Annotated in this window: 25 protein-coding genes; 11 read left to right on the plus strand and 14 right to left on the minus strand. The window is 73.7% G+C overall.

Features of this window, described 5'->3' with window-relative positions; all coding sequences use genetic code 11:
• Positions 1-15 precede the first annotated feature (15 nt).
• The 3 genes from AC3ET3_RS04870 to AC3ET3_RS04880 form a co-directional block, all read right to left on the minus strand.
• The gene (locus AC3ET3_RS04870) at positions 16-1,035 is read right to left on the minus strand and encodes a small ribosomal subunit Rsm22 family protein (RefSeq protein WP_435611683.1); all 1,020 of its coding nucleotides are present in this window, start codon (positions 1,033-1,035) and stop codon (positions 16-18) included.
• 460 nt (positions 1,036-1,495) lie between these two features.
• A complete protein-coding gene (locus AC3ET3_RS04875; protein ID WP_435611684.1) occupies positions 1,496-2,677 on the minus strand; it encodes a serine hydrolase domain-containing protein in 1,182 nt (393 codons plus the stop codon).
• Entirely contained in the window at positions 2,626-3,930 is a 1,305-nt protein-coding gene (locus tag AC3ET3_RS04880) for a multidrug effflux MFS transporter (RefSeq protein ID WP_435611685.1), read from the minus strand. Before AC3ET3_RS04880 ends, AC3ET3_RS04875 begins: the two co-directional genes overlap by 52 nt.
• A gap of 93 nt (positions 3,931-4,023) precedes the next feature.
• Here AC3ET3_RS04880 and AC3ET3_RS04885 point away from each other — a divergent pair, with 93 nt between their 5' ends.
• The 3 genes from AC3ET3_RS04885 to AC3ET3_RS04895 all read left to right on the plus strand — a co-directional run bounded on the left by AC3ET3_RS04885 (position 4,024) and on the right by AC3ET3_RS04895 (position 6,575).
• On the plus strand, positions 4,024-5,025 hold the full coding sequence (locus AC3ET3_RS04885) for a Gfo/Idh/MocA family protein (protein WP_432135723.1): 1,002 nt from the start codon (positions 4,024-4,026) through the stop codon (positions 5,023-5,025).
• Positions 5,026-5,126: 101 nt separating this feature from the next.
• Entirely contained in the window at positions 5,127-5,747 is a 621-nt protein-coding gene (locus tag AC3ET3_RS04890; RefSeq protein ID WP_432135722.1) for a TetR/AcrR family transcriptional regulator, read from the plus strand.
• A 90-nt stretch (positions 5,748-5,837) separates the two neighbouring features.
• Complete coding sequence (locus AC3ET3_RS04895; RefSeq protein WP_432135721.1) at positions 5,838-6,575, plus strand: bifunctional DNA primase/polymerase; 738 nt, start codon at positions 5,838-5,840, stop codon at positions 6,573-6,575.
• A gap of 65 nt (positions 6,576-6,640) precedes the next feature.
• On the opposite strand, the gene AC3ET3_RS04900 is transcribed toward AC3ET3_RS04895, so the two are convergent.
• Genes AC3ET3_RS04900 through efeO form a run of 4 tightly spaced genes read right to left on the minus strand, consistent with a single transcriptional unit; the run spans position 6,641 to position 10,933 of the window.
• Positions 6,641-7,672, minus strand: a complete 1,032-nt coding sequence (locus AC3ET3_RS04900) for an SCO2278 family lipoprotein (protein ID WP_488187258.1) — start codon at positions 7,670-7,672, stop codon at positions 6,641-6,643.
• Positions 7,617-8,504, minus strand: coding sequence for an iron uptake transporter permease EfeU (gene efeU, locus AC3ET3_RS04905; protein ID WP_432135719.1), 888 nt, complete (start codon positions 8,502-8,504; stop codon positions 7,617-7,619). Before efeU ends, AC3ET3_RS04900 begins: the two co-directional genes overlap by 56 nt.
• Positions 8,505-8,508: 4 nt before the next feature.
• On the minus strand, positions 8,509-9,762 hold the full coding sequence (efeB, locus tag AC3ET3_RS04910) for an iron uptake transporter deferrochelatase/peroxidase subunit (protein ID WP_432155788.1): 1,254 nt from the start codon (positions 9,760-9,762) through the stop codon (positions 8,509-8,511).
• A gap of 16 nt (positions 9,763-9,778) precedes the next feature.
• Positions 9,779-10,933 (minus strand): iron uptake system protein EfeO, encoded by a 1,155-nt coding sequence (efeO, locus tag AC3ET3_RS04915; protein WP_435611686.1) that lies wholly within the window; start codon positions 10,931-10,933, stop codon positions 9,779-9,781.
• A 230-nt stretch (positions 10,934-11,163) separates the two neighbouring features.
• Between efeO and AC3ET3_RS04920 the strand changes: the two genes are divergently transcribed.
• Both AC3ET3_RS04920 and AC3ET3_RS04925 read left to right on the plus strand, forming a co-directional pair.
• Positions 11,164-11,808 carry a PhzF family phenazine biosynthesis protein gene (locus tag AC3ET3_RS04920; RefSeq protein WP_432135716.1) on the plus strand — a complete coding sequence of 215 codons (645 nt, stop codon included), beginning with the start codon at positions 11,164-11,166 and terminating at the stop codon, positions 11,806-11,808.
• Between the two features lie 152 nt (positions 11,809-11,960).
• Positions 11,961-12,197: a hypothetical protein gene (locus tag AC3ET3_RS04925; protein WP_432135715.1), complete on the plus strand. Its 237-nt coding sequence runs from the start codon at positions 11,961-11,963 to the stop codon at positions 12,195-12,197.
• Positions 12,198-12,228: 31 nt separating this feature from the next.
• On the opposite strand, the gene AC3ET3_RS04930 is transcribed toward AC3ET3_RS04925, so the two are convergent.
• Positions 12,229-12,876, minus strand: a complete 648-nt coding sequence (locus AC3ET3_RS04930) for a biliverdin-producing heme oxygenase (protein WP_432135714.1) — start codon at positions 12,874-12,876, stop codon at positions 12,229-12,231.
• Positions 12,877-12,984: 108 nt separating this feature from the next.
• A complete protein-coding gene (gene map, locus AC3ET3_RS04935; protein WP_432135713.1) occupies positions 12,985-13,842 on the minus strand; it encodes a type I methionyl aminopeptidase in 858 nt (285 codons plus the stop codon).
• 63 nt (positions 13,843-13,905) lie between these two features.
• Here map and AC3ET3_RS04940 point away from each other — a divergent pair, with 63 nt between their 5' ends.
• Complete coding sequence (locus AC3ET3_RS04940) at positions 13,906-14,139, plus strand: hypothetical protein (protein ID WP_432135712.1); 234 nt, start codon at positions 13,906-13,908, stop codon at positions 14,137-14,139.
• A 147-nt stretch (positions 14,140-14,286) separates the two neighbouring features.
• Here AC3ET3_RS04940 and AC3ET3_RS04945 read toward each other — a convergent pair whose 3' ends face one another.
• Positions 14,287-14,889 (minus strand): hypothetical protein, encoded by a 603-nt coding sequence (locus tag AC3ET3_RS04945; protein ID WP_432155784.1) that lies wholly within the window; start codon positions 14,887-14,889, stop codon positions 14,287-14,289.
• 140 nt (positions 14,890-15,029) lie between these two features.
• Between AC3ET3_RS04945 and npdG the strand changes: the two genes are divergently transcribed.
• Together npdG and AC3ET3_RS04955 are read left to right on the plus strand one after the other, a co-directional pair.
• Positions 15,030-15,749 carry an NADPH-dependent F420 reductase gene (gene npdG / locus AC3ET3_RS04950; protein ID WP_432135710.1) on the plus strand — a complete coding sequence of 240 codons (720 nt, stop codon included), beginning with the start codon at positions 15,030-15,032 and terminating at the stop codon, positions 15,747-15,749.
• A 59-nt stretch (positions 15,750-15,808) separates the two neighbouring features.
• Complete coding sequence (locus tag AC3ET3_RS04955; RefSeq protein ID WP_432135709.1) at positions 15,809-15,991, plus strand: hypothetical protein; 183 nt, start codon at positions 15,809-15,811, stop codon at positions 15,989-15,991.
• On the opposite strand, the gene AC3ET3_RS04960 is transcribed toward AC3ET3_RS04955, so the two are convergent.
• On the minus strand, positions 15,973-16,746 hold the full coding sequence (locus AC3ET3_RS04960; protein WP_432135708.1) for a site-2 protease family protein: 774 nt from the start codon (positions 16,744-16,746) through the stop codon (positions 15,973-15,975). The two genes, AC3ET3_RS04955 and AC3ET3_RS04960, sit on opposite strands and share 19 nt — an antisense overlap.
• Positions 16,747-16,864: 118 nt before the next feature.
• Between AC3ET3_RS04960 and AC3ET3_RS04965 the strand changes: the two genes are divergently transcribed.
• Positions 16,865-17,239 (plus strand): DUF6578 domain-containing protein, encoded by a 375-nt coding sequence (locus tag AC3ET3_RS04965; RefSeq protein ID WP_432135707.1) that lies wholly within the window; start codon positions 16,865-16,867, stop codon positions 17,237-17,239.
• Between the two features lie 37 nt (positions 17,240-17,276).
• A complete protein-coding gene (locus AC3ET3_RS04970; RefSeq protein ID WP_435611687.1) occupies positions 17,277-20,951 on the plus strand; it encodes an AfsR/SARP family transcriptional regulator in 3,675 nt (1,224 codons plus the stop codon).
• A 12-nt stretch (positions 20,952-20,963) separates the two neighbouring features.
• Here the strand turns inward: AC3ET3_RS04970 and AC3ET3_RS04975 are convergent, their stop codons facing one another.
• The 3 genes from AC3ET3_RS04975 to panB form a co-directional block, all read right to left on the minus strand.
• Positions 20,964-21,827 (minus strand): ABC transporter permease, encoded by an 864-nt coding sequence (locus AC3ET3_RS04975; protein ID WP_432155782.1) that lies wholly within the window; start codon positions 21,825-21,827, stop codon positions 20,964-20,966.
• Positions 21,824-22,849 carry an ATP-binding cassette domain-containing protein gene (locus tag AC3ET3_RS04980; protein ID WP_432135704.1) on the minus strand — a complete coding sequence of 342 codons (1,026 nt, stop codon included), beginning with the start codon at positions 22,847-22,849 and terminating at the stop codon, positions 21,824-21,826. The genes AC3ET3_RS04975 and AC3ET3_RS04980 overlap by 4 nt, the downstream gene beginning before the upstream one ends.
• Positions 22,850-23,023: 174 nt before the next feature.
• Positions 23,024-23,899: a 3-methyl-2-oxobutanoate hydroxymethyltransferase gene (gene panB, locus AC3ET3_RS04985; protein ID WP_432135703.1), complete on the minus strand. Its 876-nt coding sequence runs from the start codon at positions 23,897-23,899 to the stop codon at positions 23,024-23,026.
• A gap of 178 nt (positions 23,900-24,077) precedes the next feature.
• Here panB and AC3ET3_RS04990 point away from each other — a divergent pair, with 178 nt between their 5' ends.
• Positions 24,078-25,670 (plus strand): MFS transporter, encoded by a 1,593-nt coding sequence (locus AC3ET3_RS04990; protein ID WP_432135702.1) that lies wholly within the window; start codon positions 24,078-24,080, stop codon positions 25,668-25,670.
• The last annotated feature ends 8 nt before the right edge of the window (positions 25,671-25,678 follow it).

Raw genomic sequence — 25,678 nt, forward strand, 5'->3', positions numbered from 1 at the left:
AGGTGCCCGGGGCTCTCACGACCGGCCCCGGGCGTCTCCGGCGGGCGGCGGCCAGTCGTCCCCCCACTCGGCGTCCCGGGCCGCCTTGTACAGGTCGCCGTGACGCTTGGTCACCGTGGTCCGGCGCAGCCGCTCCTCGGCCTCGCACAGGTCGAGGAGCACCTGGCCCTTGCGGATCTGCGGCCGCCGTACGATCCGCGCGGGCGCCGGGGCGACGGGGGCGCCGGCATCCGGGGACACGGCGGCGACGTAGCTGAACTTCTCGTCCTCGTACGCCAGTGAGCCGCCCTTGACCTGCCGGTGCAGCGAGGAGCGGCTCACCCGCGCCGAGAAGTGGCACCAGTCGGTGCCGGGCTCGATCGGGCAGGCCGCGCTGTGCGGGCAGGGAGCGGCGACGCGGAAACCGGCGGCCACCAGCCGGTCCCGGGCCCCGATCAGCCGGGCGTAGCCGTCCGGCGTCCCCGGTTCCACGATCACGACGGCCCGCGCGGCGGCGGCCACGGCGTCCACGAGGGCGCCGCGGTCCGGGGCGGTCAGTTCGTTGAGGACGTACGAGACGGTGGCGAGGTCGGTCGCCGGGAGCGTGAGGGCGGAGCCGATGCGGGCCCGCTCCCAGCGCACGTTCGCGAGGCCGGGCCGGTCGCCGGCCAGTTCCCGGCCCAGGGTCAGCGCGGGCTCCGCCCAGTCCAGGACGGTCACGGGACGCTCACCGGGCCAGGTCGCGGCCGCCGCCCAGGTCGCGGCGCCGGTGCCGCCGCCGACGTCGACGTGGCTGCCCGGGGTCCATCCCGGTACCGCCCGCGCGAACGTGTCCAGCGCGGACCGCACCGCCTCGAACGTGGCGGGCATCCGGTACGCGGCGTAGGCGGCGACGTCGGCGCGGTCGCGCAGGATCGGGGCGGCGGTCGGGGTGGCCCCCCGGTAGCTGGCGATGAGGCGGTCCACCGCCTGCGCGGCCTGCCGGGGCGGAATGCCGTCGAGCAGACGATCGAGCGCGGCGCGCAGGCTCTCGGCCGGGGACAGGGGGAGGTTCACCCGCCGATTCTATTTCGCCCCCGGCCCTGTGCTCCCGCCCCTCCGGCCGGCCGCGGGGGAGACGGGCGGCCGGAGGACGCGGAGAGGCACGTGACCCGGGCCACGGCCCCGGGCGGCCAGGCAGCCGGCGCCCCGTCGGCCGGCTCACGGCCTCCTCCCCCCCTGCGGCCGGGCGGAGGACGGGCCACGAGACCCCAGCCACCTCGCCCGGCACGCGCCCCCCGCCCACGCCCCTGGGCTGAGCAGGCCGGGGCAAGTAGGCGTGGGGCGGGGCGGAGGGCGGTCATGAGCCCTCGGCCGCCTCGCCCGGCCCGCGGCCCTCGCCTACGGCCCTGGGATGAGCAGGCCGGGGCAAGTAGGCGTGGGGCCGGGCGGAGGACGGGCCACGAGACCCCGGCCGCCTCGCCCGGCGCACGCCCCCCACGACCCCAGCCCGCGGCCCCGGGCCGAGCAGGCCGGGTCAAGTCGGCCGTACCGCCCGGGCCAGGCGGGTCGCCGCGTCGCGGCGCGGTGTGCTGTCCGGGGGGCGGCGGCGGGGGTGGACCGTGTTGGCGAGGAGGATCAGGAACGTGCCGGTCGCCGGGTCGAGCACCAGTGAGGTGCCGGTGAAGCCGGTGTGGCCGGCCGCCCCGTGCCCCGCCAGCTCGCCCATGAACCACGGCTGGTCCACCGCGAAGCCCAGCCCCGGCGCCGCCAGCAGCAGCTCCACGAAGTCGGACCCGAGGATCCGTGCGGGACCGTAGGCGCCGCCCGCGAGCAGCGCCCGGCAGAAGACCGCCAGGTCGCTCCCGGTCGAGAAGAGCCCCGCGTGTCCGGCCACACCGCCCAGCGCCCACGCGTTCTCGTCGTGCACCACGCCCCGCAGCATCCCCCGGTCGGCCTTCGCCCAGGGCCGCCGCTGGTCCTCCGTCGCCGCCGCCCCCGGGCAGGGCCCGAAGCCGGTCGAGTCCATGCCCAGCGGGCGGGTGATCCCGGTGTGGAACAGGACGTCCAGCGTGCGGCCCGTCAGCCGCTCCAGCAGCCGCTGCAACAGCAGCATGTTCACGTCGGAGTAGAGGTGGCGCTCGCCGGGCGCCGCCACCGGCCCCCGGTCCCGCAGCAGCGCCAGCCGTTCCGCGTTGTCCGCGCAGTCGTACAGCGGCAGTTCGGCGGGCAGCCCGGAGGTGTGGGTGAGCAGGTGCCGCACGGTCACCCCGTGCTCGGCGGCCCCCCGGAACTCCGGCAGGTAGGCACCCACCCGCGCGTCCATCCCCAGCGTCCCCCGCTCGATCTGCTGCACCGCCGCCACCGACGTGAACAGCTTCGTCAACGACGCCAGGTCGAACGGGGTGTCCACGGTCATCGGCACCCGCTCGGCCGGCGGCAGCTCGACGCCGCGGTCGGTCTCCGGGTCGTAGCCCGCGTACCGGACCGCCCAGCCCGCCGCCTCCCGCACCGCGATCACCGGACCGCGCCCGGCGACGACGACCGTGCCCGCCGCCCACGGGCGCTCACCGGCCGTCAGCCCGCGCACGCCACGGGCGAGCAGAGCCATCTGTTCGGGGTCGAGGCCCGCCCTCTCCGGGGCGTCGACCCGCAGTCTCGGCACGCTCAGCTGTCCGCTCCTTCCACCACGTCCTCGGAGGCCCGCCAGGGACGGCACAGGCCCGCGAAGCAGGCCACCGCCACGAGAGCCGATGCCAGCTGCACCACCGCCATGGGGACGGCGGTGTGTTCTCCGGCCACGCCGACGAGCGGCGAGGCGACGGCCCCGACGAGGAAAGACGACGTGCCGAGCAGCGCGGACGCCGACCCGGCGGAGTGCCGGGTGCGCATCAGGGCGAGCGTCTGGGCGTTGGGCAGCGCCAGCCCCATCGCCGACATCAGTACGAACAGGGCGCCGGCCACCGGGGCCAGCCCCACCTCGCCGAACACCCCCGTCGACATCAGCAGCAGCGCCGCGGCCGCGGTCACGATCACCGCGAGCCCGGCCGCCAGCACCCGGTCCAGCCGGACCCGGCCCACCAGCAGCTTGCCGTTGACCTGGCCGGCCACCACCAGCCCGATCGAGTTCAGCCCGAACAGCAGGCTGAACGTCTGCGGCGAGGCACCGTAGATCTCCTGGATCACGAACGGCGACGCGGCGATGTACGCGAACAGCGCGGCGAAGGTGAACCCGCCGGTCAGCATGTACCCGGTGAACGGCAGGTCGGCCAGCAGCCCGCGCATCGAGCGCAGCGCGGCGCCGACCCCGCCGGAGTGCCGCTCGGCGGGCTCCAGCGTCTCCGGGAGGCGGGCCCACACCAGGGCGGTCAGCGCCACGCCGACCACCGCCAGCACCGCGAACACGCCCCGCCAGTCCGTCACCCGCAGGATCTGCCCGCCGATCAGCGGCGCCACGATCGGGGCCATCCCGGAGATCAGCATCAGCGTGGAGAAGAAGCGCGCCATCGCCACACCGTCGTACAGGTCGCGGACCACGGCCCGCGCGATGACGATGCCCGCCGCGCCCGCGAGGCCCTGCGCCAGCCGGAAGGCGACCAGCAGCTGCACGTTCGGGGCGACCGCGCACAGCACGGTCGCCACGACGTACACCGCGAGGCCGGCCAGCAGCGGGCGCCGCCGGCCCCACCGGTCGCTCATCGGTCCGACCACCAGCTGGCCCAGCGCCATCCCCGCCAGGCAGGCGGTCAGCGTGAGCTGCACGGTCGCGGCGGGCGCGTGCAGGCTGCGGGTGACCTCCGGCAGCGCCGGGAGGTACATGTCCATGGACAGCGGGGGAGTGGCGGTCAGCCCGCCGAGGATCAGCGTCACCAGCAGCCCGGTGCGCCGCCCCGCGCGCGCCGCGACCGCTGCCGGGGGCGTGTTCGGTATGGATTCCGTGGATTGCGACGTCGGTGGCCCGCCTGCGGCCATGTATCCCTCCCTCTTCGACACGTGCGGCACCTATGCTCTCAGCTCGTACAACTTCGTACTGACTGCCGGACGGACGCGAGGGGCGGGCTGGGGATGACGACGGACACGGTGCGGTGGGGCGTTCTGGCGACGGGCGGGATAGCCGCCGCGTTCACCGCCGACCTCATCGACCTGCCGGACGCGGAGGTCGTGGCGGTGGCGTCGCGCACCGAGGCCGGCGCGCGGGCGTTCGCCGAGCGGTTCGGCATCCCGCGCGCCTACGGCGACTGGGCTGCGCTCGCCAAGGACGACGACATCGATGTCGTCTACGTGGCCACCCCGCACGCCGCGCACCGCACCGCCGCCGGGATGTGCCTGGAGGCCGGGCGGGGCGTGCTGTGCGAGAAGCCGTTCACGCTGAACCTGCGCGAGGCCGAGGAACTCGTCGCGCTGGCCCGGCGCGAGGGGCGCTTCCTGATGGAGGCGATGTGGATGTACTGCAACCCGCTGATCCGGCGGCTCGCGGACCTGGTCGCCGACGGCGCGATCGGCGACGTGCGGACCGTGCAGGCCGACTTCGGGCTGGAGGGGCCCTTCCCGCCCTCGCACCGGCTGCGCGATCCCGATCAGGGCGGCGGCGCGCTGCTCGACCTCGGGGTGTACCCCGTCTCCTTCGCCCACCTCCTGCTCGGCGAGCCGGACGGGATCGCCGCGCGGGCGGTGCTCTCCGAGGAGGGCGTCGACCTGCAGACCGGCGCGGTGCTGTCCTGGGACTCGGGGGCGCTGGCCGCGCTGCACTGCTCCATCGACGGCGGCACGGGGACGACCGCGTCGGTCACCGGGTCACGGGGGCGGATCGACCTCCCGGCGGGCTTCTTCCACCCCGAGCGGTTCGTGCTGCACCGGGCCGGTCGGGAGCCGGAGGAGTTCCTGGCCGACCCCGCGGACGGGCCGCGCACGACGTTCCGGCACGAGGCGCGCGAGGTCATGCGGGCCGTGCGGGCCGGGCAGAGCGAGTCGCCCGTCGTACCGCTGGAGGGGACGCTCGCGGTGATGCGCACGCTCGACGCGGTGCGGTCCTCGATCGGGGTCCGCTACCCCGGGGAGCGTCTCTAGGTCCCGCCGGGGTGCGGGTGGCCGGCCTCGGTTCCCGCGCCCCTCATGCCGGCCCGCACGTTGCGAGACGCGACGTCTCGCCGCATTGGTACCGTACGGCCATGGCCGAAACCCCTGACAAACCGCTGCCCGACGCCTCCCGCCGCAGCGCGAGGTCCCGCCGGGCCATCTACGACGCCGCCCTCGCCCTCGTCGGGGAGATCGGGTACCGGCGGACCACCATCGAGGGGATCGCGGCGCGCGCCGGGGTCGGCAAGCAGACCATCTACCGGTGGTGGCCGTCGAAGGCGGAGGTGCTGCTGGAGGCCTTCCTCGACCGGGACGGGCAGGGCGAGGCCGCCGCGCCGCGGTCGTACGCCATCCCGGACACCGGCGATCTGGCGGCCGACCTCAAGGCGGTGCTGCGCGCCACCGTGGACGAACTGCTGGACCCCCGCTTCGACGTCCCGTACCGCGCGCTGGCCGCCGAGGGCCTGATCGACGAGGGGCTGGGCCGGGAGTTCGTGGCCCAGCTGCTGGAACCCTCCCTCCAGCTGTACGTCGACCGGCTGCGCGCCGCCGAGGCGGCGGGCCAGGTACGGGCCGGACTCGACCCGCGCATCGCCCTGGAGCTCTTCGTCTCACCGCTCGCCCAGCGCTGGCTGCAGCGCACCGGTGAGCTCTCCCACGCCTACACGGACGTCCTCGTCGACTACGCCCTGTACGGGCTGGTGCCCCGGTGAGTGTCCGAATTGAGGGCACCGGCCCCCCGATGCGCATGATGGTGGGACCATGAGGCATGCTGTCCGCACGACAGCGAGACGAGGGGACAGATGAGCGCCGAGTTCCAGGGCCTGACCAGCCTGCGGGGCAAGCTCTCCCGGTGGCTGCGCGGCAGCGCTCCCGAGGAGGCCGCCGACGACGGCGGCCGTGAGGCCCTGCTGCTGGCCGCCGCCGCGGCCGGGCTGCCGCTGGCCCCCGCCGCCCACCCCGCCCCCGGCTACGGCTGCTCGTGCGACCGCGTGGGCTGCCCCACCCCCGCCCGGCACCCGGTCTCGTTCGCCTGGCAGACCCAGTCCACCACCGACCGCGCCCAGGTCGAGCGCTGGGCCCGGCACCAGCCGCAGGCCAACTTCATCACCGCGACCGGCATGACCCACGACGTCCTCGACGTCCCCCTGGAGGCCGGCCGCGAGGCGCTGGACCGGCTGCTGGCCGCCGGTGTCGACGTCGGCCCGGTCGCGGCGAGCGACGACGGCCGGATGTCCTTCTTCACCCTCACCCGGGGCACCCCCGAGGACGAGGACGAGTGGTGGCCCTGCGAGCTGGACTGCCACCCCGAGACCATGGACGAGCACCCCGGGCTGCGCTGGCACTGCCGGGGCTCCTACGTCCTGGTCCCCCCGGCCCGCCTCCCCGGCGACGACGGCCGGTCGGTCCACTGGGTGCGCGGCCCGGAGAACCCCCTGCCGGACCCCCTGACCCTCCTGGAGGCCCTCACCGACGCCTGCGCGAAACACGCCGGCGCGCACGAGGACCACCCGACGGGCGGTTGGCCCCTACGGCACTGAGGGCTCCTCGCCTGCGCGGGGATCGATCCGCGCGACAGGCTCCCGCGGGCCCGCCCCCGGGCCCCTCACTCGCCCTTGCCCGAGGTCAGCCCCTCGATCCGGCCCAGCACCGACACCTTCTTGCCCTTCACCGGGTCGACGACCACCGTGTTCGCGACGAACTCCATCGTCAGCGACTGCTTGATCTCCCCGGTGGTCAGCGCCCGCACGTTGGCGTTCGGCGTGGGCACCGCCGCCCCCTGGGCCGCGGTCTGCTTCATGAAGTGCCGGCTGCTGAAGAACACCGCGGCCCCGCCGTCGATGGTGCGCAGCGCGAGCGGCGCGTAGTCGCCGTCGACGAGTGGCTGGTCGATGTACTGCGTGACCAGGCCGGGCTTCTCCGCGTTCTTGGCCCGCCGCTCGCGCAGCGCGCCGGTGAACGTGCCGTCGGCGTATCCGTCGCCGCCCTGCCGCAGGTACGCCGTGTAGTGGTCGCTCAGCTCACCGGGCGGCACGGCCAGTTCGGCGGCGTCGGCGGCGACGGCCTCGCCCCACCCGTCCGCGTTCTCGGCGAACCGGGGTACCTCGTCGGGCGCCACCAGCATCAGATACGCCGCCTTCCACGGCTCGGAGACGTCGTTGCGCAGGAACACCATCAGCCAGCGCGACGCGCCGCCCTTGTTGGCCGCGGCGTCCACGACGAACCAGCGCGGCCAGCCCGCCTTCTGCGGGATGGTGTACTTCACGTCCGACAGCACCAGGTCGGTGTGTTTCGGGTTGCCGTCGGGGTTGTTGACGCGCCCGGCCCGCAGCCGGGCGGCGTCGATCGCGCCGAGCGGACCGGTGGTGTACTCGGCGTCCAGGGAGGCGTCGTACGCCGCGTCGGCCTTGTTGTAGGCGTCGGTGAACTGCTCGACCGCCTTCTCGGCCTCGGCGGGCGTCGCGGTGGGGATGACCTCGCGCTCCCCGTGGACCACCACGCACCCGCTCGCCGCGAGGGCGACGACGGCGAGTGACGCCGTCAGGAGGGCGCCGCGCGCCCCCCGTCGGAACCCGCTCCGGTCATGAGCGCGGAGCCGTGGACGGCCGGTCATCCTTGGACTGCGTCGACTGGTCATCCGGTGTCTTCACCTTCCCCTTCCCGGAGGCGAACCCTACCGGGGCGAGGAACAGCGCGAGCGTCGGGACCAGGTACAGCAGCCACACCGTGACCTGGAGCACGGTCGGGTCGGCCTGGAAGTTGAACACGCCCTTCAGCAGGGTCCCGTACCAGCTGTCCGGCGGGATGGCGCCGGTGATGTCGAAGGCCCGGTTCGTCAGGCCCGGCAGGATGTCGGCCTCCTGCAAGTCGTGGAAGCCGTACGCCAGCACGCCCGCCGCGACCACGACGAGCATGCCGCCGGTCCAGGTGAAGAACTTGGCGAGGTTGATGCGCAGCGCCCCGCGGTAGAACAGCCAGCCGAGGAACACCGCGGTGGCCAGGCCCAGGCCCGCCCCGATCAGCGGGCGGGGCGTGCCGTCGCCGGCCGCGTGCACGGACGTCCACACGAACAGCGAGGTCTCCAGACCCTCCCGGCCGACGGCGAGGAAGGCGGTGGCGACCAGGGCGCCGGTGCCGAGCCGCAGCGCCGCGTCGAGCTTGCCGTGGAGTTCGGCCTTCAGGTGCCGGGCGGTGCGCCGCATCCAGAAGACCATCCAGGTGACCAGGCCGACCGCGATGATCGACAGGGAGCCGCCGAGCGTCTCCTGCGCCTTGAACGTCAGCTCCTGCGAGCCGAATTCGAGGGCGCAGCCGAAGGCGAGGGCGATGGCCACGGCGACGCCGATGCCGGCCCAGACCGGCTTCAGCGCGTCGCGGCGGCCCGTCTTCACCAGGTAGGCGATGAGGATGCAGACGACGAGGCTGGCCTCCAGGCCCTCCCGCAGTCCGATCAGGTAGTTGGAGAACACCGGCTCACGCCTCCTCGGCGAACAGCGACCGGCCCCACCAGTCGTCCTTGTCGCGGACCCCGGGCGGGACCGCGAAGACCGCCGAACCCACGTGCTGGATGTACTCGTTCAGTGCGTCGGTGGCGAGGTTGCGCTGGATCCGGACGAACCCCTCGCGCACGTCCCGCTGGTAGGCGAGGAAGAACAGCCCCGCCTCCAGCCGGCCCAGTCCGTCGGTGCCGTCGGTGAAGGAGTAGCCGCGCCGCAGGATCGTCGAGCCGCCGTTGGAGTCGGGGTGGGCGAGGCGGACGTGCGCGGTCGGCATCATCGCCTTCAGGAACGGCTCGTCGCGCTCCTTCGCCTTGCCGACCGGGGCGCCCTCGCCCTTGTCGCGGCCGAAGATGTCCTCCTGCTCCTGCAGCGGGGTGCGGTCCCAGGTCTCGATGTGCATGCGGATGCGGCGGGCGACCAGGTAGCTGCCGCCGGTCATCCAGTCGGGGCCGTCCTTCTCGCCGACCCACACGAACTTGTCGAGCCGGTCCGTCTCGGTGCCGGAGATGTTGCGGGTGCCGTCCTTGAACCCGAACAGGTTGCGCGGGGTCTGCGCGTCGGGCGTCGTCGAGGACGTCTTGCCGAAGCCCAGCTGGGACCACTTGACGACGACCTTGCCGAAGCCGATCCGGGCCAGGTTGCGGATCGCGTGCACCGCGACCTGCGGGTCGTCCGCGCAGGCCTGCACACACAGGTCGCCGCCGCTGCGCCGCGGGTCGAGGGCGTCGCCGGGGAACTTCGGCAGGTCCACCAGGGCGTCGGGGCGCTGCTTCGCGAGGCCGAACTTCGCGAACAGGGAGGGCCCGAAGCCGATGGTGAGGGTCAGCCGGGACGGCTTGAGGCCCAGGGCCTCGCCGGTGTCGTCCGGCGGCGCCTCCGGCAGTCCGCCGTAGGCGCCCTCACCGACCGCGTCGCCCGCGGTCATCCGGCGCGCCGCCGCCGTCCAGTCCTTCAGCAGCTGGACGAACGCGGCGCGGTCCTCGGTGGTCACGTCGAAAGCGGCGAAGTGCAGCCGGTCCTGCACGGGGGTGGCGATGCCCGCCTGGTGCGCGCCGTGGAAGGCGATCGCGGCACCGGCGTCGGCGCCCGCCGGGTCCACGTCGTCGCCGGTGCGGGCCATGGCGACCGCGCCACCGGCCGCGGCGGCGCCGAGCGCGAGCCCGGCACCGCCCCAGCCGATCAGCGAGCGCCGGGTGGGCGTCTTCGGGGTGCTGTCCGTGTCGGTCATGTCGGTGGCCCTCCGGTTACTTGGTGACGACGGCGGCCGCGAGCTTGGACAGCGGCTCGGCGAGCGCGTTCACCGCGTCGGACAGCTCCTTGCGCTGGGCCTCGGTCACCTTGTCGTACGAGGTGAAGTCGTACGAGGACGTGTCGGGGCGGTACTCGTCCAGCAGCGCGTTCAGCGCGGCGAACTGCTTGTCCAGCTCGGTGACCAGCGCCTTGTCGTTCTCCTGGGCGACCGGCTTGAGCAGTTCGTAGGACTTCTGGGCGCCCTCGACGTTGGCCTTGAAGTCGACCAGGTCGGTGTGCGAGTAGCGCTCCTCCTCACCGGTGACCTTGCCGGTGGCGACCTCGTCGAGCAGTTCCTTGGCGCCGTTGGCCATGGAGGTCGGGGAGATGTCGGCCGTGCCGACGCGCTCCTCCCACTCCTCCAGATCGGTGACCAGCTTGTCGGCGAGCTGCTTCTCCCGGTCGGTGATCTTCTTGTCCTGCCAGAGGGCCTTCTCCAGGCGGTGCCAGCCGGTCCAGTCGGTGGCCGGGTCCTGGCCGTCCTCCAGGCCGTCCTCGCGCACGTCGACCTCGGGGTCGATGTCGCCGAAGGACTCGGCGACCGGCTCGGTGCGCTCCCAGCCGATGCGGGAGGGGGCGTACGCCTTCTTCGCCGCCTCCAGGTCACCGGCCTTGACGGCCTTGGCGAACACCTCGGCCAGCGGGAGCGTCGCCTCGGCCTGCTCCTGTACGTACGCGCGGTACTCGGCGACGGCCTTGTCCAGGCGCGGGTCGCGCTTCGCGGCCGAGCCGCCGGTGACCTTCAGGGACTGGCGGATGCCGTCGCCCTTCATGCCGGGCTTGCAGGCGATCTGGTACTCGCCGGCCTTCACCTCGGCGGTGACCCGCTGCTTGGTGCCGGGCCCGATGTTCTCGCGCTCGGTGACGACCCGGTCGTCCGGGAAGAGCAGGTAGACCTCGGTGACCTTGGAGCCCTTGTTCTCGATGGCGAGTTCGACGTGGCCGGCCGCGATCTCCTTGGCGGAGGTCTCGCACTTGTCGTCGGTGGCGGTGACGTTGATCACGCGGTCGCCGTCGCCGCCGTCGCTCTTCTGCGTGCAGCCCGTGACAGCGGTCAGGGCCGCCGCGGCCGCGGCGGCGGTGACGAAGGACAGTCTGGCGGCGCGCATTCGGGCTCCTGGTCTGGCTTGAAACGTACGTGAGAGAGCTCACAAGGTTCAGTGAGGCTTGCCTAACTTATCTAAGGCATACCTAGGTGATAACCCCGCATGCCGTGATTCCTCTCTCATAGACGGTGTAAGAGCACGATCAGATCACGGAAGAGCAAAGCAGATCCCATGGGGAGGTCAAGGGAACCTCAAAGAGGAAGGCGGTGGCGGCCGGGTGCTTCAATGCCCGCGTGACTGACTACGACGTGCTCCGGGTCTTCTGCGCGCCGAACGGCGGCTACGGCAACGAACTGGGCGTCGTCCGCGACGGCTCGCGGCTCCCCGACCGCGCCGACCGCCAGGAACTGGCCGGAAAGCTCGGCTTCAGCGAGACCGTGTTCGTGGACGACCCCGAGCGCGGCGTCATCGACATCTACACACCCACCCTGCGCCTGCCCTTCGCCGGCCACCCCTGCGTGGGCGCGGCCTGGCTGCTCGACGTGCCCGAACTCGTCACTCCCGCCGGCGTGGTCGGCGCCCGCCTCGACGGGGAGTTCAGCTGGATCGAGGCGCGCCCGGAGTGGGCGCCGCCGCGCACCCTGCGCCCGTACGCCACCGCCGCCGAGGTCGACGCGCTGCCGGTGCCGCCCAAGGGCGAGTGGGTGTACGCCTGGGCGTGGGAGGACGAGCCGGCGGGGCGGATCCGCGCCCGGGCCTTCCCCGGCCGGGACGACGGCATCGACGAGGACGAGGCCACGGGTGCGGCGGCCCTGCTGCTCACCGACCGTCTCGGCCGCGCCCTGAACATCACCCAGGGCTCCGGCTCCCAGATCCTCACCGCTCCGCAGCCGGGCGGCTGGGTGGAGATCGGCGGCCGGGTCTTCCTGGAGCGCTGACCCGGGCGGTGCCGCCCCAGGCGGACGGATGGGCGCCGGTCCGTCCGTCCGTACGGGCGGAAGGCGCGCGTCCGTACGGACGGACCGGCGTGTGGGCGCGGCGGCGCCAGGGGACCTCTGGCCATGTCCAGTCCCCCTGGGAGAGGAACCCCATGCGTATTCGTTCAGTCCTTGCCGCCGCCGCCATGGCCGTCGCGCTGACCGCCGCGGGCGCGGCCACCGCCTCCGCCGCCCAGCACGACCCGCGTCACTGCAACGACAGGGACGCGTGCGACACCTACTTCGGCGGCATCGACACCAGCTCCAGTGACCTCTTCTGGGGCGGCGCCTACTGCCGCGACCACCACGGAGACACGGTCGCGCGAACGCGCCCCGTGCCCACGCCGTGAACGGCGCGGGGTGCGGGGCGCGCGTGCGTGCTCAGGCCGACAGCGGGAACTCCTCGCCCAGCGCCCGGAACACCGCCGTGTTCAGCGTGAACGCCCGTCGGCACTCGGCCACCACCCGCTGCTTCTCCATGTCGTCCGCGGGCATGGCGTCCAGCAGCGCCCGGTACTCGCGCTTGAAGGCGGCCGGACTGGCGATGGACTCGAAGACGTAGAAGCGGACGCCGTCGCCCTTCCTCGCGAACCCCCAGGTCCGCTCCGCCCGGTCCCGGATGAACTGTCCTCCGGACAGGTCGCCGAGGTAGCGGGTGTAGTGGTGGGCGACGTAGCCCGCCGGCCACCGCTCGGCGCACTCGCGCACCCGGCCCGCGTACGCGCGGGTGGCCGGCAGCGCCGTCGGGGCCGAGCGCCGGCCAGGGCCGCGCAGATGGGCCAGGTCCCGCTCCAGCGCCCGCAGCCGGAACAGCTCCGGCCGGATGAACGGCCCGGCCACCGGGTCGGCCGCCAGCCGCTCGGCGCCGGCCTCCAGGGCCTCGTACACGAACCACAGCTGCTCGGTGTAGCGCGTGTACGCCTTCACGGGCAGCCTGCCGCCGAGCAGGGCGCTCATGAAGGGGGAAGTCTCGGCCTCGGTGTGCTGCTCGTGGGACGCGGTGCGGATGACGGCCGAGAAGGAATCCATGGAACCCGCCTTTTGCCGACGACCTGTCGGTAAAAGCGTACAAGCAGGAGCCCGCCCCCGGTGGGGACGGGCCTCCGTACGGGTTACCGAAAGGGGTGGGGGCGCGGGCTACGGGAGGGTGAGGATGTCCGCCCCGGTCTCCGTCACCACCAGCGTGTGCTCGAACTGCGCCGTCCGCCTGCGGTCCTTGGTGACGACCGTCCAGCCGTCGTCCCACATGTCGTACTCGTGGGTCCCGAGGGTCAGCATCGGCTCGATGGTGAAGGTCATCCCCGGCCGCATCACCGTCGTGGCGTGCGGGCTGTCGTAGTGCGGGACGATCAGGCCCGAGTGGAAGGACGAGCTGATGCCGTGGCCCGTGAAGTCCCGGACCACCCCGTAGCCGAACCGCTTGGCGTAGGACTCGATGACCCGCCCGATGACGTTGATCTGACGGCCCGGCCTGACCGCCTTGATCGCGCGGGTGAGGGACTCGCGGGTGCGCTCCACCAGCAGCCGGGACTCCTCGTCGACCTCACCCACCGGATAGGTGGCGTTGTTGTCGCCGTGCACCCCTCCGATGTACGCGGTGACGTCCAGGTTGACGATGTCGCCGTCGCGCAGGACCGTCGAGTCCGGGATGCCGTGGCAGATCACCTCGTTGACGCTCGTGCACAGCGACTTGGGGAAGCCGCGGTAGCCGAGGGTGGAGGGGTAGGCACCGTGGTCGCACATGTATTCGTGCGCCACCTTGTCCAGTTCGTCGGTGGTGACACCCGGCGCGATGATCTTCGCGGCCTCCGCCATCGCCCGCGCGGCGATCCGCCCGGCGACGCGCATCGCCTCGACGGTCTCCGGGGTCTGCACCTCCGGTCCGGTGTACGGGGCCGGCGCGGGCTTGCCGACGTACTCGGGACGGCGGATGTTTCCGGGCACGGAACGGGTGGGAGACAGCTCCCCTGGTACGAGCAGCGACTGGCCAGACATGCCAGCGAGTCTAAGACAGCGGCGATGGGGGACCATGTCCGTTGACGACGGAAGGAACCGGTCATGGCCCTGTTCAAGAAGCGTACGGTCGGCAAACCGGGCGAGTGGTACTACTGCCTGGAGCACAAGAAGGTCGAGGAGGGCCCGGAGTGCCCCGCCAAGGACCGCTTCGGCCCCTACGCCACCCGCCAGGACGCCGAACACGCCCTGCAGACCGCCCGCGAACGCAACCTCGAGTGGGAGAACGACCCGCGCTGGCACGACGCGCGGACCGGCGAGCCGACGGACGAGAGCTGACCGCGTCGCCCGCACACCGGGGGCACCCGAGCGCCCGCCGTCGCACGCCCGCACCGGCCGGCCGCCCGGCGGCCTGATCACGGCGCGGCCTCCGCGACGGCGGCCCGCCGTTCCCGTTCCCCTCCTCGGCCCCGTCGGCGACGGCACTCACCACGGCGTCGGGGGTGGGGCCGTGAGGGAGTCCGCCAGGGCGGCCAGGCGGTCGCGGAAGCGACGGCGGCCGCGGGGAGGCGAGGAGACCGTGTCCTCGCCGGCCGCCGCGCTCACCAGGTGCTGCACCGTGTCCAGGTCCAGCTCCGCGCCCTCCGGCACCGCCAGCCCCTCGTGCGCCATGGCCTGCAACTCACCGTCCCCGTCCCCCAACGCGAGCACCGTCGCACCGGCCCTCCGCGCCCCGTGCACCCGCTCCAGCAGCGCCGCGTCCCCGTCCGGCGCCACCACCAGCAGCGTCTCCCCGCGCCGCGCCGCCTCGATCCGGCCCAGCCCGACCGCGAGATGCGGCGGATCCCCGGGCCGCGCGGCGTGCCGTACCAGCGTCGGCGCCAGCTCCGGCGTGTCCGACCAGGCCGCCTCGTCCACCAGGTGCGCCGCCAGGTGCCACGGCTCGTACGCCGCCGTGCCCACCAGCAGCAGACCGCCCCCGTGCGACACCACCGATCCGCGCAACGCCCCGGCGAAGCGGCGCGTGGCCCCCAGCCACTCGGTCCCGGCAAGCACCTCGCGCAGCAGCGCGACCCGTACGGCGTCCATGCCGCCGCATCCTGCCCCGGTCACCTCCGTCCCGGCACCCGGTTCGCCGCCGGTTCCCCCGACCTGACGAACGGACAGGGCGAGGAGCGGCGAGGAGCGCCGCCCCGGCCCCGGGGGAGGCCGCCGCGTAAAGTCGGGCCATGACCTCTACCGACAGTGCCCAGCCCGCGCCCGCCCGTAAGGCTCCCGCCAAGGACCCCTGGGACCTGCCCGACGTCTCCGGTCACGTCGTCGGCGTGCTCGGCGGTACCGGACCGCAGGGCAAGGGCCTCGCCTACCGCCTCGCCAGGGCCGGCCAGAAGGTGATCATCGGTTCCCGCGCCGCCGACCGCGCCCGGGCCGCCGCCGACGAGATCGGCCACGGCGTCGAGGGCGCCGACAACGCCGAGTGCGCGCGCCGCAGCGATATCGTCATCGTCGCCGTGCCGTGGGACGGCCACGGCAAGACCCTTCAGTCCCTGCGTGAGGAGCTGTCCGGGAAGCTGGTCGTCGACTGCGTCAACCCGCTCGGCTTCGACAAACAGGGCGCCTACGCGCTGAAGCCCGAGGAGGGCAGCGCGGCCCAGCAGGCCGCCGCCCTGCTGCCGGACTCCCGGGTCACCGCCGCCTTCCACCACCTGTCCGCCGTCCTCCTCCAGGACCCGGAGATCGACGAGATCGACACCGACGTCATGGTCCTCGGCGAGGAGCGCGCCGACGTGGAGACCGTGCAGGCGCTGGCCGGCCGCATCCCCGGCATGCGCGGCATCTTCGCCGGCCGGCTGCGAGGCGCCCACCAGGTGGAGTCGCTGGTCGCGAACCTGATCTCGGTGAACCGCCGCTACAAGGCGCACGCGGGGCTCCGCGTCACGGACGTGTGACCGCATGGGGGACACTGGACGGCACAGCAGTGTCCCCCCGCCTCACAGGAGCCGACCCCATGCCCCGCCTGGCCGTGTACACCCTGATCGTCTGCGCGCTCTCCGTGGCCGCGGCCGTCGTCTCCTTCGTCGAGGGCAGCTGGCTTGGCGTCGTCTGGGTGCTGCTGGCGGGCCTGTCGTCCAACATGGCCTGGTACTACGTCCGGCGCGGCCGGGCGGCGGCCTACGCCCAGAAGCGGTAGAGGTCCCGGCCGTAGTACGTCTCGAACTCGCTCACGCCGAGGAAGCGCAGCACCGTGTCGACCAGGTCGAAGAAGACCGCGTTGACCGACGGCACCCACAGCAGCGCGAACACGAACAGCAGCCCGAACGGGGCGAACGGCTCCACCTGCCGCTTCACGCCGTACGACAGCCACGGTTCGATGACGCCGTAGCCGTCCAGGCCGGGCACCGGAAGGAAGTTCAGGATGGCGGCCGTCACCTGCAGCAGCGCCAGGAAGGCGAGGGCGAGGCGGAAGTCGTCCGGGACGCCGTCCAGCGCGTCCAGCCAGAACGGCGCGGTGCACACGGCGGCGAACAGCACGTTGGTCAGCGGACCCGCCGCCGAGATCAGGCTGTGGCGCCAGCGCCCCCGGATCCGGTGCCGCTCGATGAAGACGGCACCGCCGGGCAGACCGATACCGCCCATGATCACGAACACCACCGGCAGCACGATGCTCAGCAGCGCGTGCGTGTACTTCAGCGGGTTCAGCGTCAGGTATCCCTTGGCGCCGATGGTGATGTCGCCGCCGTGCAGGGCCGTGCGCGCGTGCGCGTACTCGTGCAGGCACAGGGAGACGACCCAGGCGGCGGTCACGAACAGGAACACGGCCACGCCGGGCTGCTCCGCGAACCCGCTCCAGGTGGCCCACCCGGTGACCGCGGTGACGGCCACGATGCCGACGAAGACCGGGCTGACCCGCCGGTCGCTGGGCCGGCGGGCGGTGGCGGTGGTCATAGGGCTCCCTGACTCTCACGAAATGGGCGCGACGGTGTGGGCGCGGACCGCCCCGACCGTACCCGGCGCACCGGAAAACGTCTCGCGGCGGGTCAGGGGTTCCGGAGAAGGTGGGGGCATGGGGATGCGGCAGGTGTTCTACGAGGACTGGCAGATGGAGTGCTGCGGCCGGCCGTTCGCGGTCGGCGACGAGGTCGGCTGGCCGCTGCGGCCCGCCGACGGCGCGGACGCCCCGGCGCCCCACGTGGTCGAGCGGCACGGCGACAAGTGGCCCGAGACCACCGGCCGCGTCCGGGAGATCCTGATGGTCACCCAGGGGTACGCCGAGACCGGCCCGGGCTCGCGGACCTGGGAGCCGGTACCCGGCACCCGGTCGCTGCGGCCGGTGGACCGCTGCCCGAAGTGGTTCCGGCAGGGCGAGCCGGGGGAGCGCGGCGTACGGCACGACGAGGTGGGCGTCCTGGTGACACTGGACGTCCCGGCCGCCCCCTGACCCGAGCCGTCCCCAGCACACCCGACCGACAGGGACAATGAACCCCGTGCGCTACCGCATCCTCGGCACCGTTCAGGTGCTCCGCCCCGACGGCACGGCCGTCACCGTGGGCGGGGCGCGGCTGCGTGCCCTGCTGACCGTCCTCGCGCTGCGGGCCGGGCGGACGGTGCCGGCCGGGCTGCTGGTGGCGGAGGTCTGGGCGGGCGATCCGCCGGCCGACGCGGCCGGCGCGCTGCAGGCGCTGGTCGGCCGGCTGCGCCGAGCGCTCGGCGCGGACGCCGTCGCCTCGGTCGACGGCGGCTACCGGCTCACCGCCGACCCCGACGACGTCGACCTGCACCGCTTCGAGCGCCTCACCGCCGACGGTCTGCTCGCGCTGGCCGACGGCGACGCCCCCAAGGCCGCCGCCACCCTCGACGACGCCCTCGCTCTGTGGCAGGGACCGGCCCTGACCGGCCTGCCCGACAGCGGCCCGGAGACGGCACGGTGGGAGGCCCGCCGCCTGGACGCGCTGCGCGCCCGCCACGCCGCCGCCCTCGCGCTCGGCCACGCCGAGTGGTCCCTGCCCGAGCTGACGGCGCTGTGCGACGCGCATCCGCTGGACGAGCCCCTGCAGTGCCTGCGGCTGCGCGCCCTGCGCGACGCCGGCCGCTCGGCCGAGGCCCTGGCCGCCTACGACGGCGTGCGCCGGCTGCTGGCCGACCGGCTCGGCGCCGACCCCGGACCCGAACTGCGCACCCTGCACTCGCAACTCCTCGCCCCGCGGGCGCCCACCCGACCCGCGGCCCCGGCTCCCGCCCGGCGCCCCACGGCGCCCGAGGAGCCGACCACCCCGGGCGGGACGCCGACTGCGGCACCGGGGCCGGCCTCTGGCGCGGCGTCGGCTTCGGGTGCGTCCCCGGTCGGGTCCGGTGGTCCGGTTTCCGGTGGTGTCTCGGGTTCGCCCGGGGCGTCGGGTGCGGCTTCCGGTGCGGCGTCGGCTCCGGGTGGGGTGGCTTCGGGGGCGGCTGCGGTCTCGTCCGGTGATCCGGCCCCCGGCCCGGCTCCGGGAGCGTCTGCGGGCCCGGACCCGCTCGCGGGGCCGGCCGCACCTGTGCGTTCCGGTTCGTCCGGGTCGACGGAGCCGTCCGGGTCGCCGGACCCGGCCGGGGCCGCCGCAGGGCCGGCCCCCGACGCCGGACGGCCGCGCCCCGGGGCGCAGCCGCCCGGCAACCTCCGTGCCCGGCTCACCTCCTTCGTCGGCCGGGAGGCCGACATCGAGGATCTGCGGGAGGATCTCGCCACCGCCCGCCTGGTGACGCTGCTCGGCCCCGGCGGGGCGGGCAAGACCCGGCTGTCGCAGGAGGCCGCCGAACGGTTCCGGGACGCCGCGCCGGACGGGGTGTGGCTGGCGGAACTCGCACCGGTCGACGCCCCGGACGCCGTACCCCGGGCCGTACTGACCGCCGTCGGAGGCCGGGAGACCCTGCTGCACAGCGCCGGCGCCGAGGAGATGCGGGCGGTCGCCGAGCGCCACGACGATCCCGTGGAGCGGCTCGTCGAGCACTGCGGCCGGCGCCGCATGCTGCTGATCCTCGACAACTGCGAGCACGTCGTGGAGGCCGCCGCCCGCCTCGCCGAGGAACTCCTCGCCCGCTGCCCCGGGCTGACCCTCCTCGCCACCAGCCGCGAACCCCTCGGCGTGCCCGGCGAGTCGCTGCGCCCCGTGGAGCCGCTGCCGCAGCCCGTCGCGCTCCGGCTGCTCGCCGAGCGCGGCGCGGCCGCCCGGCCGGGCTTCCGCGTCGACGCCGACGAGGAGACCGCGGCGGCCTGCGCGGAGATCTGCCGCCGCCTGGACGGCCTGCCCCTCGCCATCGAACTCGCCGCCGCCCGCCTGCGCATGCTCACCCCCCGGCAGCTCGCCGACCGCCTCGACGACCGCTTCCGGCTGCTCACCTCCGGCAGCCGCACCGTCCTGCCCCGCCAGCAGACGCTGCGCGCCGTCGTCGACTGGTCCTGGGACCTGCTCGACGACGACGAACGCGACGTCCTCACCCGCCTGTCGGTGTTCGCCGGCGGCTGCGACCTGGCCGCCGCCGAGGCCGTGTGCGGCCCCGTCGCCCTGGAGGCGCTGGGCTCGCTCGTCGACAAGTCCCTGGTGGCCGCCGCGCCCACGGACGAGGGCGAGATGCGCTACCGGCTCCTGGAGACCGTCGCCGAGTACGCGGGCGAACGCCTCGACGAGGCCGGCCGGCGCGCCGACGCCGAGCGCGCGCACCTGACGTACTACCGCGAACTCGCCCGCACCACCGACCCGTTGCTGCGCGGCCGCCACCAGCGTGCCGCGATCGCCCGGTTCGAGACCGAGTACGAGAACCTGCGCACCGCGCTGCGCCGCGCCGTCGCCGCGCGCGACGAGCAGGAGGGGCTGTACCTCGTCCACTCCCTGGTCTGGTACTGGCACACCCGGGACCTGCGTATCGAGTCCCGCACCTGGTCCCGCGCGGTCATGGACCTCGGCCCCGACCCGTTCGCCGAGCCGGTCCGCCCGGCCGCCCCGGTGACACGGCGGTGCACCGACACCCCGCCCCCGCTGACCGGCGAGGAACTGTGGGAGGCCCGGCGCGGACTGCACCTGACCCACCTCGCCGCCATGCACACCGAGATGGAGGCGTGGCAGACCCCGGCGGCCCAGGACAAGCTGCACACCATCGCCGCGACCTACGTCCCCGGCCTGCCGCAGACCTGCCGTGCCCCCGGCATCCTCTGGTTCTTCGCCGTGATGCTGACCGGTGACATGGAGCGGCTGCGCGAGATCATCGACGCCAACGTCCGCACCTGCCGGCAGACCCCGGGTTTCGACTGGGAGCTCGCCTTCTGTCTGCAACTGCGCGCCAACATGCTCGCCAACCGCACCGAATGGGTCGGCGACGCCGCCCGGGACGCCGACGAGGCGCTGGAGCGGTTCCGGAGCCTGGGCGACACCTGGGGCGCGGCCGAGGCGCTGGCCGCCCGCGCGGAGGCCCATGAGCGCCGCGCCGACTACCGCGAGGCCGCCGCCGACTACGAGGACGCCATGGCCCACGCCGAACGGCTCGGGGCCCGCGCCCAGCAGTCGATCCTCGCCGCCCGGCTGGGCAGCGTGCTGCTGGAGGCCGGCGACGACGAGCGGGGTGAGCGCATCCTGCGCGAGGTGATCGACCGCACGGACGCCACCAGCGAGGCCATGCCCGCCGCCCGGCTGTTCCTGTCCGGCTGGCTGGGCATCACCGGCCGCACCGCGGAGGCCCGCGAGCAACTGCGGCTTCTGCGCCAGGACTTCGGCATCGCGCACTTCGTCGTCTTCGAGGCGTTCCTGCTCGGCGCCGAGGCCTGGCTGGACGCCGTGGACGGCCACTCGGGGAAGGCCCTGGAGACGGTGCGCACGGCGTTGGACCGGGCCGGGGACACGCTGGCCCAGGCCATCGCCCCGCAAGTGCGCCCCCTCTACCTCACGGTGGCCGCCGTGGCTCTCGGCGGTGTCGACGACGGTGCGCGTGCCGCCGACGCGGCCCGCTGCCTGGGCGCCGCCGAGGCGCTGCTGACACCCGAACACGTCCGTTCCCGACTGGAGCGGGTCTCCCTGGAGCTGGCCGAGGGCCGGGTGCGGTCCGCGCTCGGCGAGCAGGAGTACCGGCGCGCGTACGCCGAGGGCGGCGGCCTCTCCTACGAGGAGGCCGCCGCCCTGGTCTGAGCGGTCACCGGCTCAGTGCTTGGTGCGGAACTTGTGGACGGCCACCGGCGCCATGACCGCCGTCAGCAGCACCGACCAGCCGACCGTCATCCACAGGCCGTGGGCGACCGGACCGCCGACCATCAGCCCGCGCGCGGCGTCCGCGAGGGAGGACAGCGGGTTGTAGTCGGTGAAGTTCTGCAGCCAGCCCGGCATGGACTCCGTCGGCGCGAAGATCGACGAGCCGAACTGCAGCGGCATCAGCACCAGGAAACCCATCGCCTGCACGGACTGCGCGCTCTTCATGACCACGCCGAGTGTGAGGAAGACCCACATCAGGGAGGAGCCGAAGAGCACGGCCAGGCCGACGGAGGCCAGCAGCCCGGCCCAGTTGGTGATCTCGAAGCCCACCAGCACGCCGACCACCATCAGGACGCAGGTCGCGCACAGCATGCGCATCAGCTCGACGGCGATCTTGGCGAACAGCACCGAGCCGCGGCCGATCGGCAGGGACCGGAAACGGTCCATGACACCGGAGTTGAAGTCGGTGTTGAAGCCGGTGCCCACGCCCTGGGCCATGGTCATGCCCATCATGGCCAGCATGCCGGGCATGACGTACTGCACGTACGCCTCCTGGCCGCCGGCGGCGCCCAGCGACTGCCCGATGGAGCCGCCGAAGACGTACACGAAGAGCAGCGTGAAGACGATCGGGAAGAGGACGGCGTCGAACATCGACTCCGGGTCCTGCCGGATCCACAGCAGGTTGCGGCGGATCAGGGCACCGGTGTGCCGCAGATGCCCGCGCAGCGGGATCCGGACGTCGGCCGGGGCGTCGGCCGGTGCGGCTTCCGGTGCGGCGGCGGGCGTACGGTCGGGGGCGGTGGTGGTGGCGCTCATGCGGCGGCCTCCTCGCGGGTGTCGGCGGGCACGGTGTCCTGCGGGGCGCCGGCGCGGTGGCCGGTCAGGGACAGGAACACCTCGTCCAGGCTGGGGAGTTCGGTGGTGACGGAGGAGAGGGTGACGCCGAGGGCGGTGAGGGCGCCGACGACGGCGGTGAGCTGTTCGTCGCTGAGCACCGGCACCAGCAGGGAGTCCCGCTCGGTGTCCACGGTGGTGGCCGCCAGGCCGGTGATGCCGAGGCCGTCGAGGTGCGCGGCGAGCGGCCGCAGCCGGAGCGGGTCGGCCGGCCGTACGCGCAGGGTCCGGCCGCCGACCTTCGCCTTCAGCTCGTCGATGCCGCCCCGGGCGATGACCCGGCCGCGGTCCACGACGGTCAGCTCGGAGGCGAGCTGTTCGGCCTCTTCCATGTACTGGGTGGTCAGCAGGACCGTGACCCCGTCACCGACCATGGCCTTGACCTCGTCCCACACCTCGTTGCGGGTGCGGGGGTCGAGGCCGGTCGTGGGTTCGTCGAGGAACAGCACGGCGGGCCGGCCGATCATCGACGCGGCGAGGTCGAGCCGGCGCCGCATACCGCCGGAGTACGTGCCCGCCGGCCGGCGCGCGGCCTCGGTCAGGGAGAACCGCTCCAGCAGCTCGTCGGCCCGGGCCCGCGCCTCTTTGCGCGGCAGGTCCAGCAGCCGGCCGATGAGGTACAGGTTCTCCCACCCCGGGAGCTTCTCGTCGACCGAGGCGTACTGTCCGGTGAGCCCGATCACCCGGCGCAGCTGCCGGGGCCGGCGTACGACGTCGTAGCCGGCGACGGTGGCCTGTCCGGCGTCGGGGGCGAGCAGCGTGGACAGGATGCGGACCAGCGTGGTCTTCCCGGCGCCGTTCGGGCCGAGCACCCCCATCACGGTGCCCTCCCGCACGTCCAGGTCCACTCCGTCGAGCGCCTTGGTCTCGCCGTAGTGCTTGGCCAGTCCCCGTACGGTCACGGCGCTCGCGGCGCCGGCGGGGTCGTTGTCGATGCGCGTCATGCCGAGAACGCTGCCAGCGCCCACCGACAGGGGACCGACAGCCGCCGACAACCCGCCTACAGACCACCGACACGCCACCGACACCCCGGGGCGCGCGTCCGCGCCGGGCCGGGCGGAACGGGGACAGCCCGCCGATGGGGGAAGTCGGCGGGCTGTCCGTGGTGCGGCGGTGGCTCAGTGGACGGAGTGCTCCTCCTGCGGGAACGTTCCGCCGACGACGTCCTCCGCGAAGGCCCGGGCGGCCCCGGTCATCACCTCGCGCAGGTTCGCGTACTGCTTGACGAACTTCGGGACCCGGCCGGAGGTCAGGCCCAGCATGTCGGTCCAGACGAGGACCTGCGCGTCGGTCTCGGCGCCGGCCCCGATCCCGACCGTCGGGATGTGCAGGACCCGGGTCACCTCGGCCGCCAGCTCCGCCGGGACCAGCTCCAGCACCACCGCGAACGCGCCGGCGTCCTGCACGGCCTTGGCGTCGCGCAGCAGCTGCGCGGCCGCCTCCTCGCCCCGGCCCTGGACGCGGTAGCCCATGGCGTTGACGGACTGCGGGGTGAGCCCGATGTGGGCCATCACCGGGATGCCGGACTCCACCAGCAGCTCGATCTGGCGGTGCGAGCGCTCGCCGCCCTCCAGCTTGACGGCTCCCACCCCGGCCTCCTTCACCAGCCGGGTCGCCGAGCGCAGCGCCTGGACGGGGCCCTCCTGGTACGAGCCGAAGGGGAGGTCGCCGACGACGAGGGAGCGCCGGGTGCCGCGCACCACGGCCGCCGACAGCAGGGTCATCTCGTCGAGGGTGACCGGAACGGTGGTGTCGTACCCGAGGTGGCAGTTGCCCGCCGAGTCGCCGACGAGGATCACCGGGATCCCGGCCTCGTCGAAGACGGACGCGGTCATCGCGTCGTAGGCGGTGAGCATGGGCCACTTCTCGCCGCGCTCCTTGGCGGCGGCGATGTCGCGCACGGTGATGCGGCGGGTGGTCTTGCCCCCGTACAGCGCCTTGCCGGCGTCGGAGGGCTTGTGCGGTGCGCTCTGGGCAGCCGAAAGCTGCGTCATGGCAACGGCTCCTTACGTCATCTCGAGGCGCCCTGACGGCGTCCCCGGACCACCTCCATGGTGGCACTTCGTGCCGACGGGGGCCAGAGCGCCCCCTGTGGGTAAGACCTCAGTAAAGAATTCCGATACGAGACGGTTCCGTATCGGAAATCGGGGGTTCTCCTCCTAGGCTCGACGCATGACCACTGCCGCTTCTCCCGCACCCGGCCGCATACCGGAGGCCGTGCACCGTCGCCGCTGGGCGATCCTGGGCGTGCTGATGCTCAGCCTGCTGATCGTGGTGCTCGACAACTCGATCCTCAACGTCGCCATCAAGACCATCTCCACCCCCGCCCCGACCGGCCTGGGCGCCACCCAGAGCGAGCTGGAGTGGGCGATCAACTCCTACACCCTGGTCTTCGCGGGCCTGCTGTTCAGCGCGGGCCTGCTCGGCGACCGGATCGGCCGCAAGAAGGTGCTGCTGGGCGGCCTCGTCGTGTTCGGCGTCGGCTCGGCGCTGGCCGCCGAGTCCGGCTCACCGGGTCAGCTCATCGCCTTCCGCGCGCTGATGGCCCTCGGCGCGGCCTTCGTCATGCCGGCCACCCTCGCCGTCCTGATGAACGTCTTCGAGCGCGAGGAGCAGCCCAAGGCGATCGGCATCTGGGCGGGCGGGGTCGGCCTCGCCATCGCCATCGGCCCGATCACCGGCGGCGTGCTGCTCGACCACTTCTGGTGGGGCTCGGTCTTCCTGGTCAACGTGCCGATCGTGGTGGTCGCCCTCGCGCTGATGGTGTGGCTGGTGCCCGACTCCCGCGACCCGAACCCCGGCCGGATCGACCCGGTCGGCGTGGCGCTGTCGGTGGTCGGCCTGGTGCTGCTGGTCTACGGCATCATCAAGGGCGGTGAGCTGGCCGACTTCACCGACCCGACCGTCCTCGCGACCATCGCCGCCGGTCTCGCGGTGCTCGTGGCGTTCGTCCTGTTCGAGAAGCGCAGCGACCACCCGTCCATCGACATCTCCTACTTCCGGAACAAGGTGTTCTCGGCGGCGATCTCCGTCATCGCGCTGGTCTTCTTCGCGCTGATGGGTGTCACCTTCTTCTCGGTCTTCTACACCCAGAGCGTGCGCGGCTACTCGCCGCTGCAGACCGGTCTGCTCCTGCTGCCGCTGGCCCTCGCCCAGCTGGTCTTCGCGCCGCGCGCCCGGCTGGTCGTCGACCGGTTCGGGAACCGGGCGACCACCACGGCGGGCATGGTGCTGATCGCGGCGACCCTGGTGGCGTTCGCCACGCTGGACGAGGACACCCCGATCTGGCTGCTGGAGGTCGTCTTCTTCCTCATGGGCGCCGGCATGGCCCACATCATGACCCCGACCAGCGTCGTCATCATGCAGGCGCTGCCCCGCGAGAAGGCCGGCTCCGCGTCCGCTCTGAGCAACACCTTCCGGCAGGTCGGCGGCGCCCTGGGCATCGCCGTGCTCGGCTCGGTGCTGTCGACGTCGTACCGCACGGGCATCGAGGGCGACCTGGGCGCGCTGCCGCCGGGTGTGCGGGAGACCGCCGGCGAGTCCATCGAGGCCACCCTGGGCGTGGCGGCGGGACTCGGCGAGCGGGGCGAGGCGCTGGTCGCACCCGCCCACGACGCCTTCCTGCACGCCATGCACGTCACCGCCCTGTGCGGGGCCGGTGTGGCCGTGCTGGGCGCGGTCGTGGTCGCGCTGTTCCTGCCGGGCCGGCCGTCCGCCGGTGAACCGGCCGAGGGTGAGCGGGAGCTGGCCGGGGTACCGGAGTAGGCGCCGAC

The sequence above is a fragment of the Streptomyces sp. bgisy159 genome, assembly GCF_057707805.1.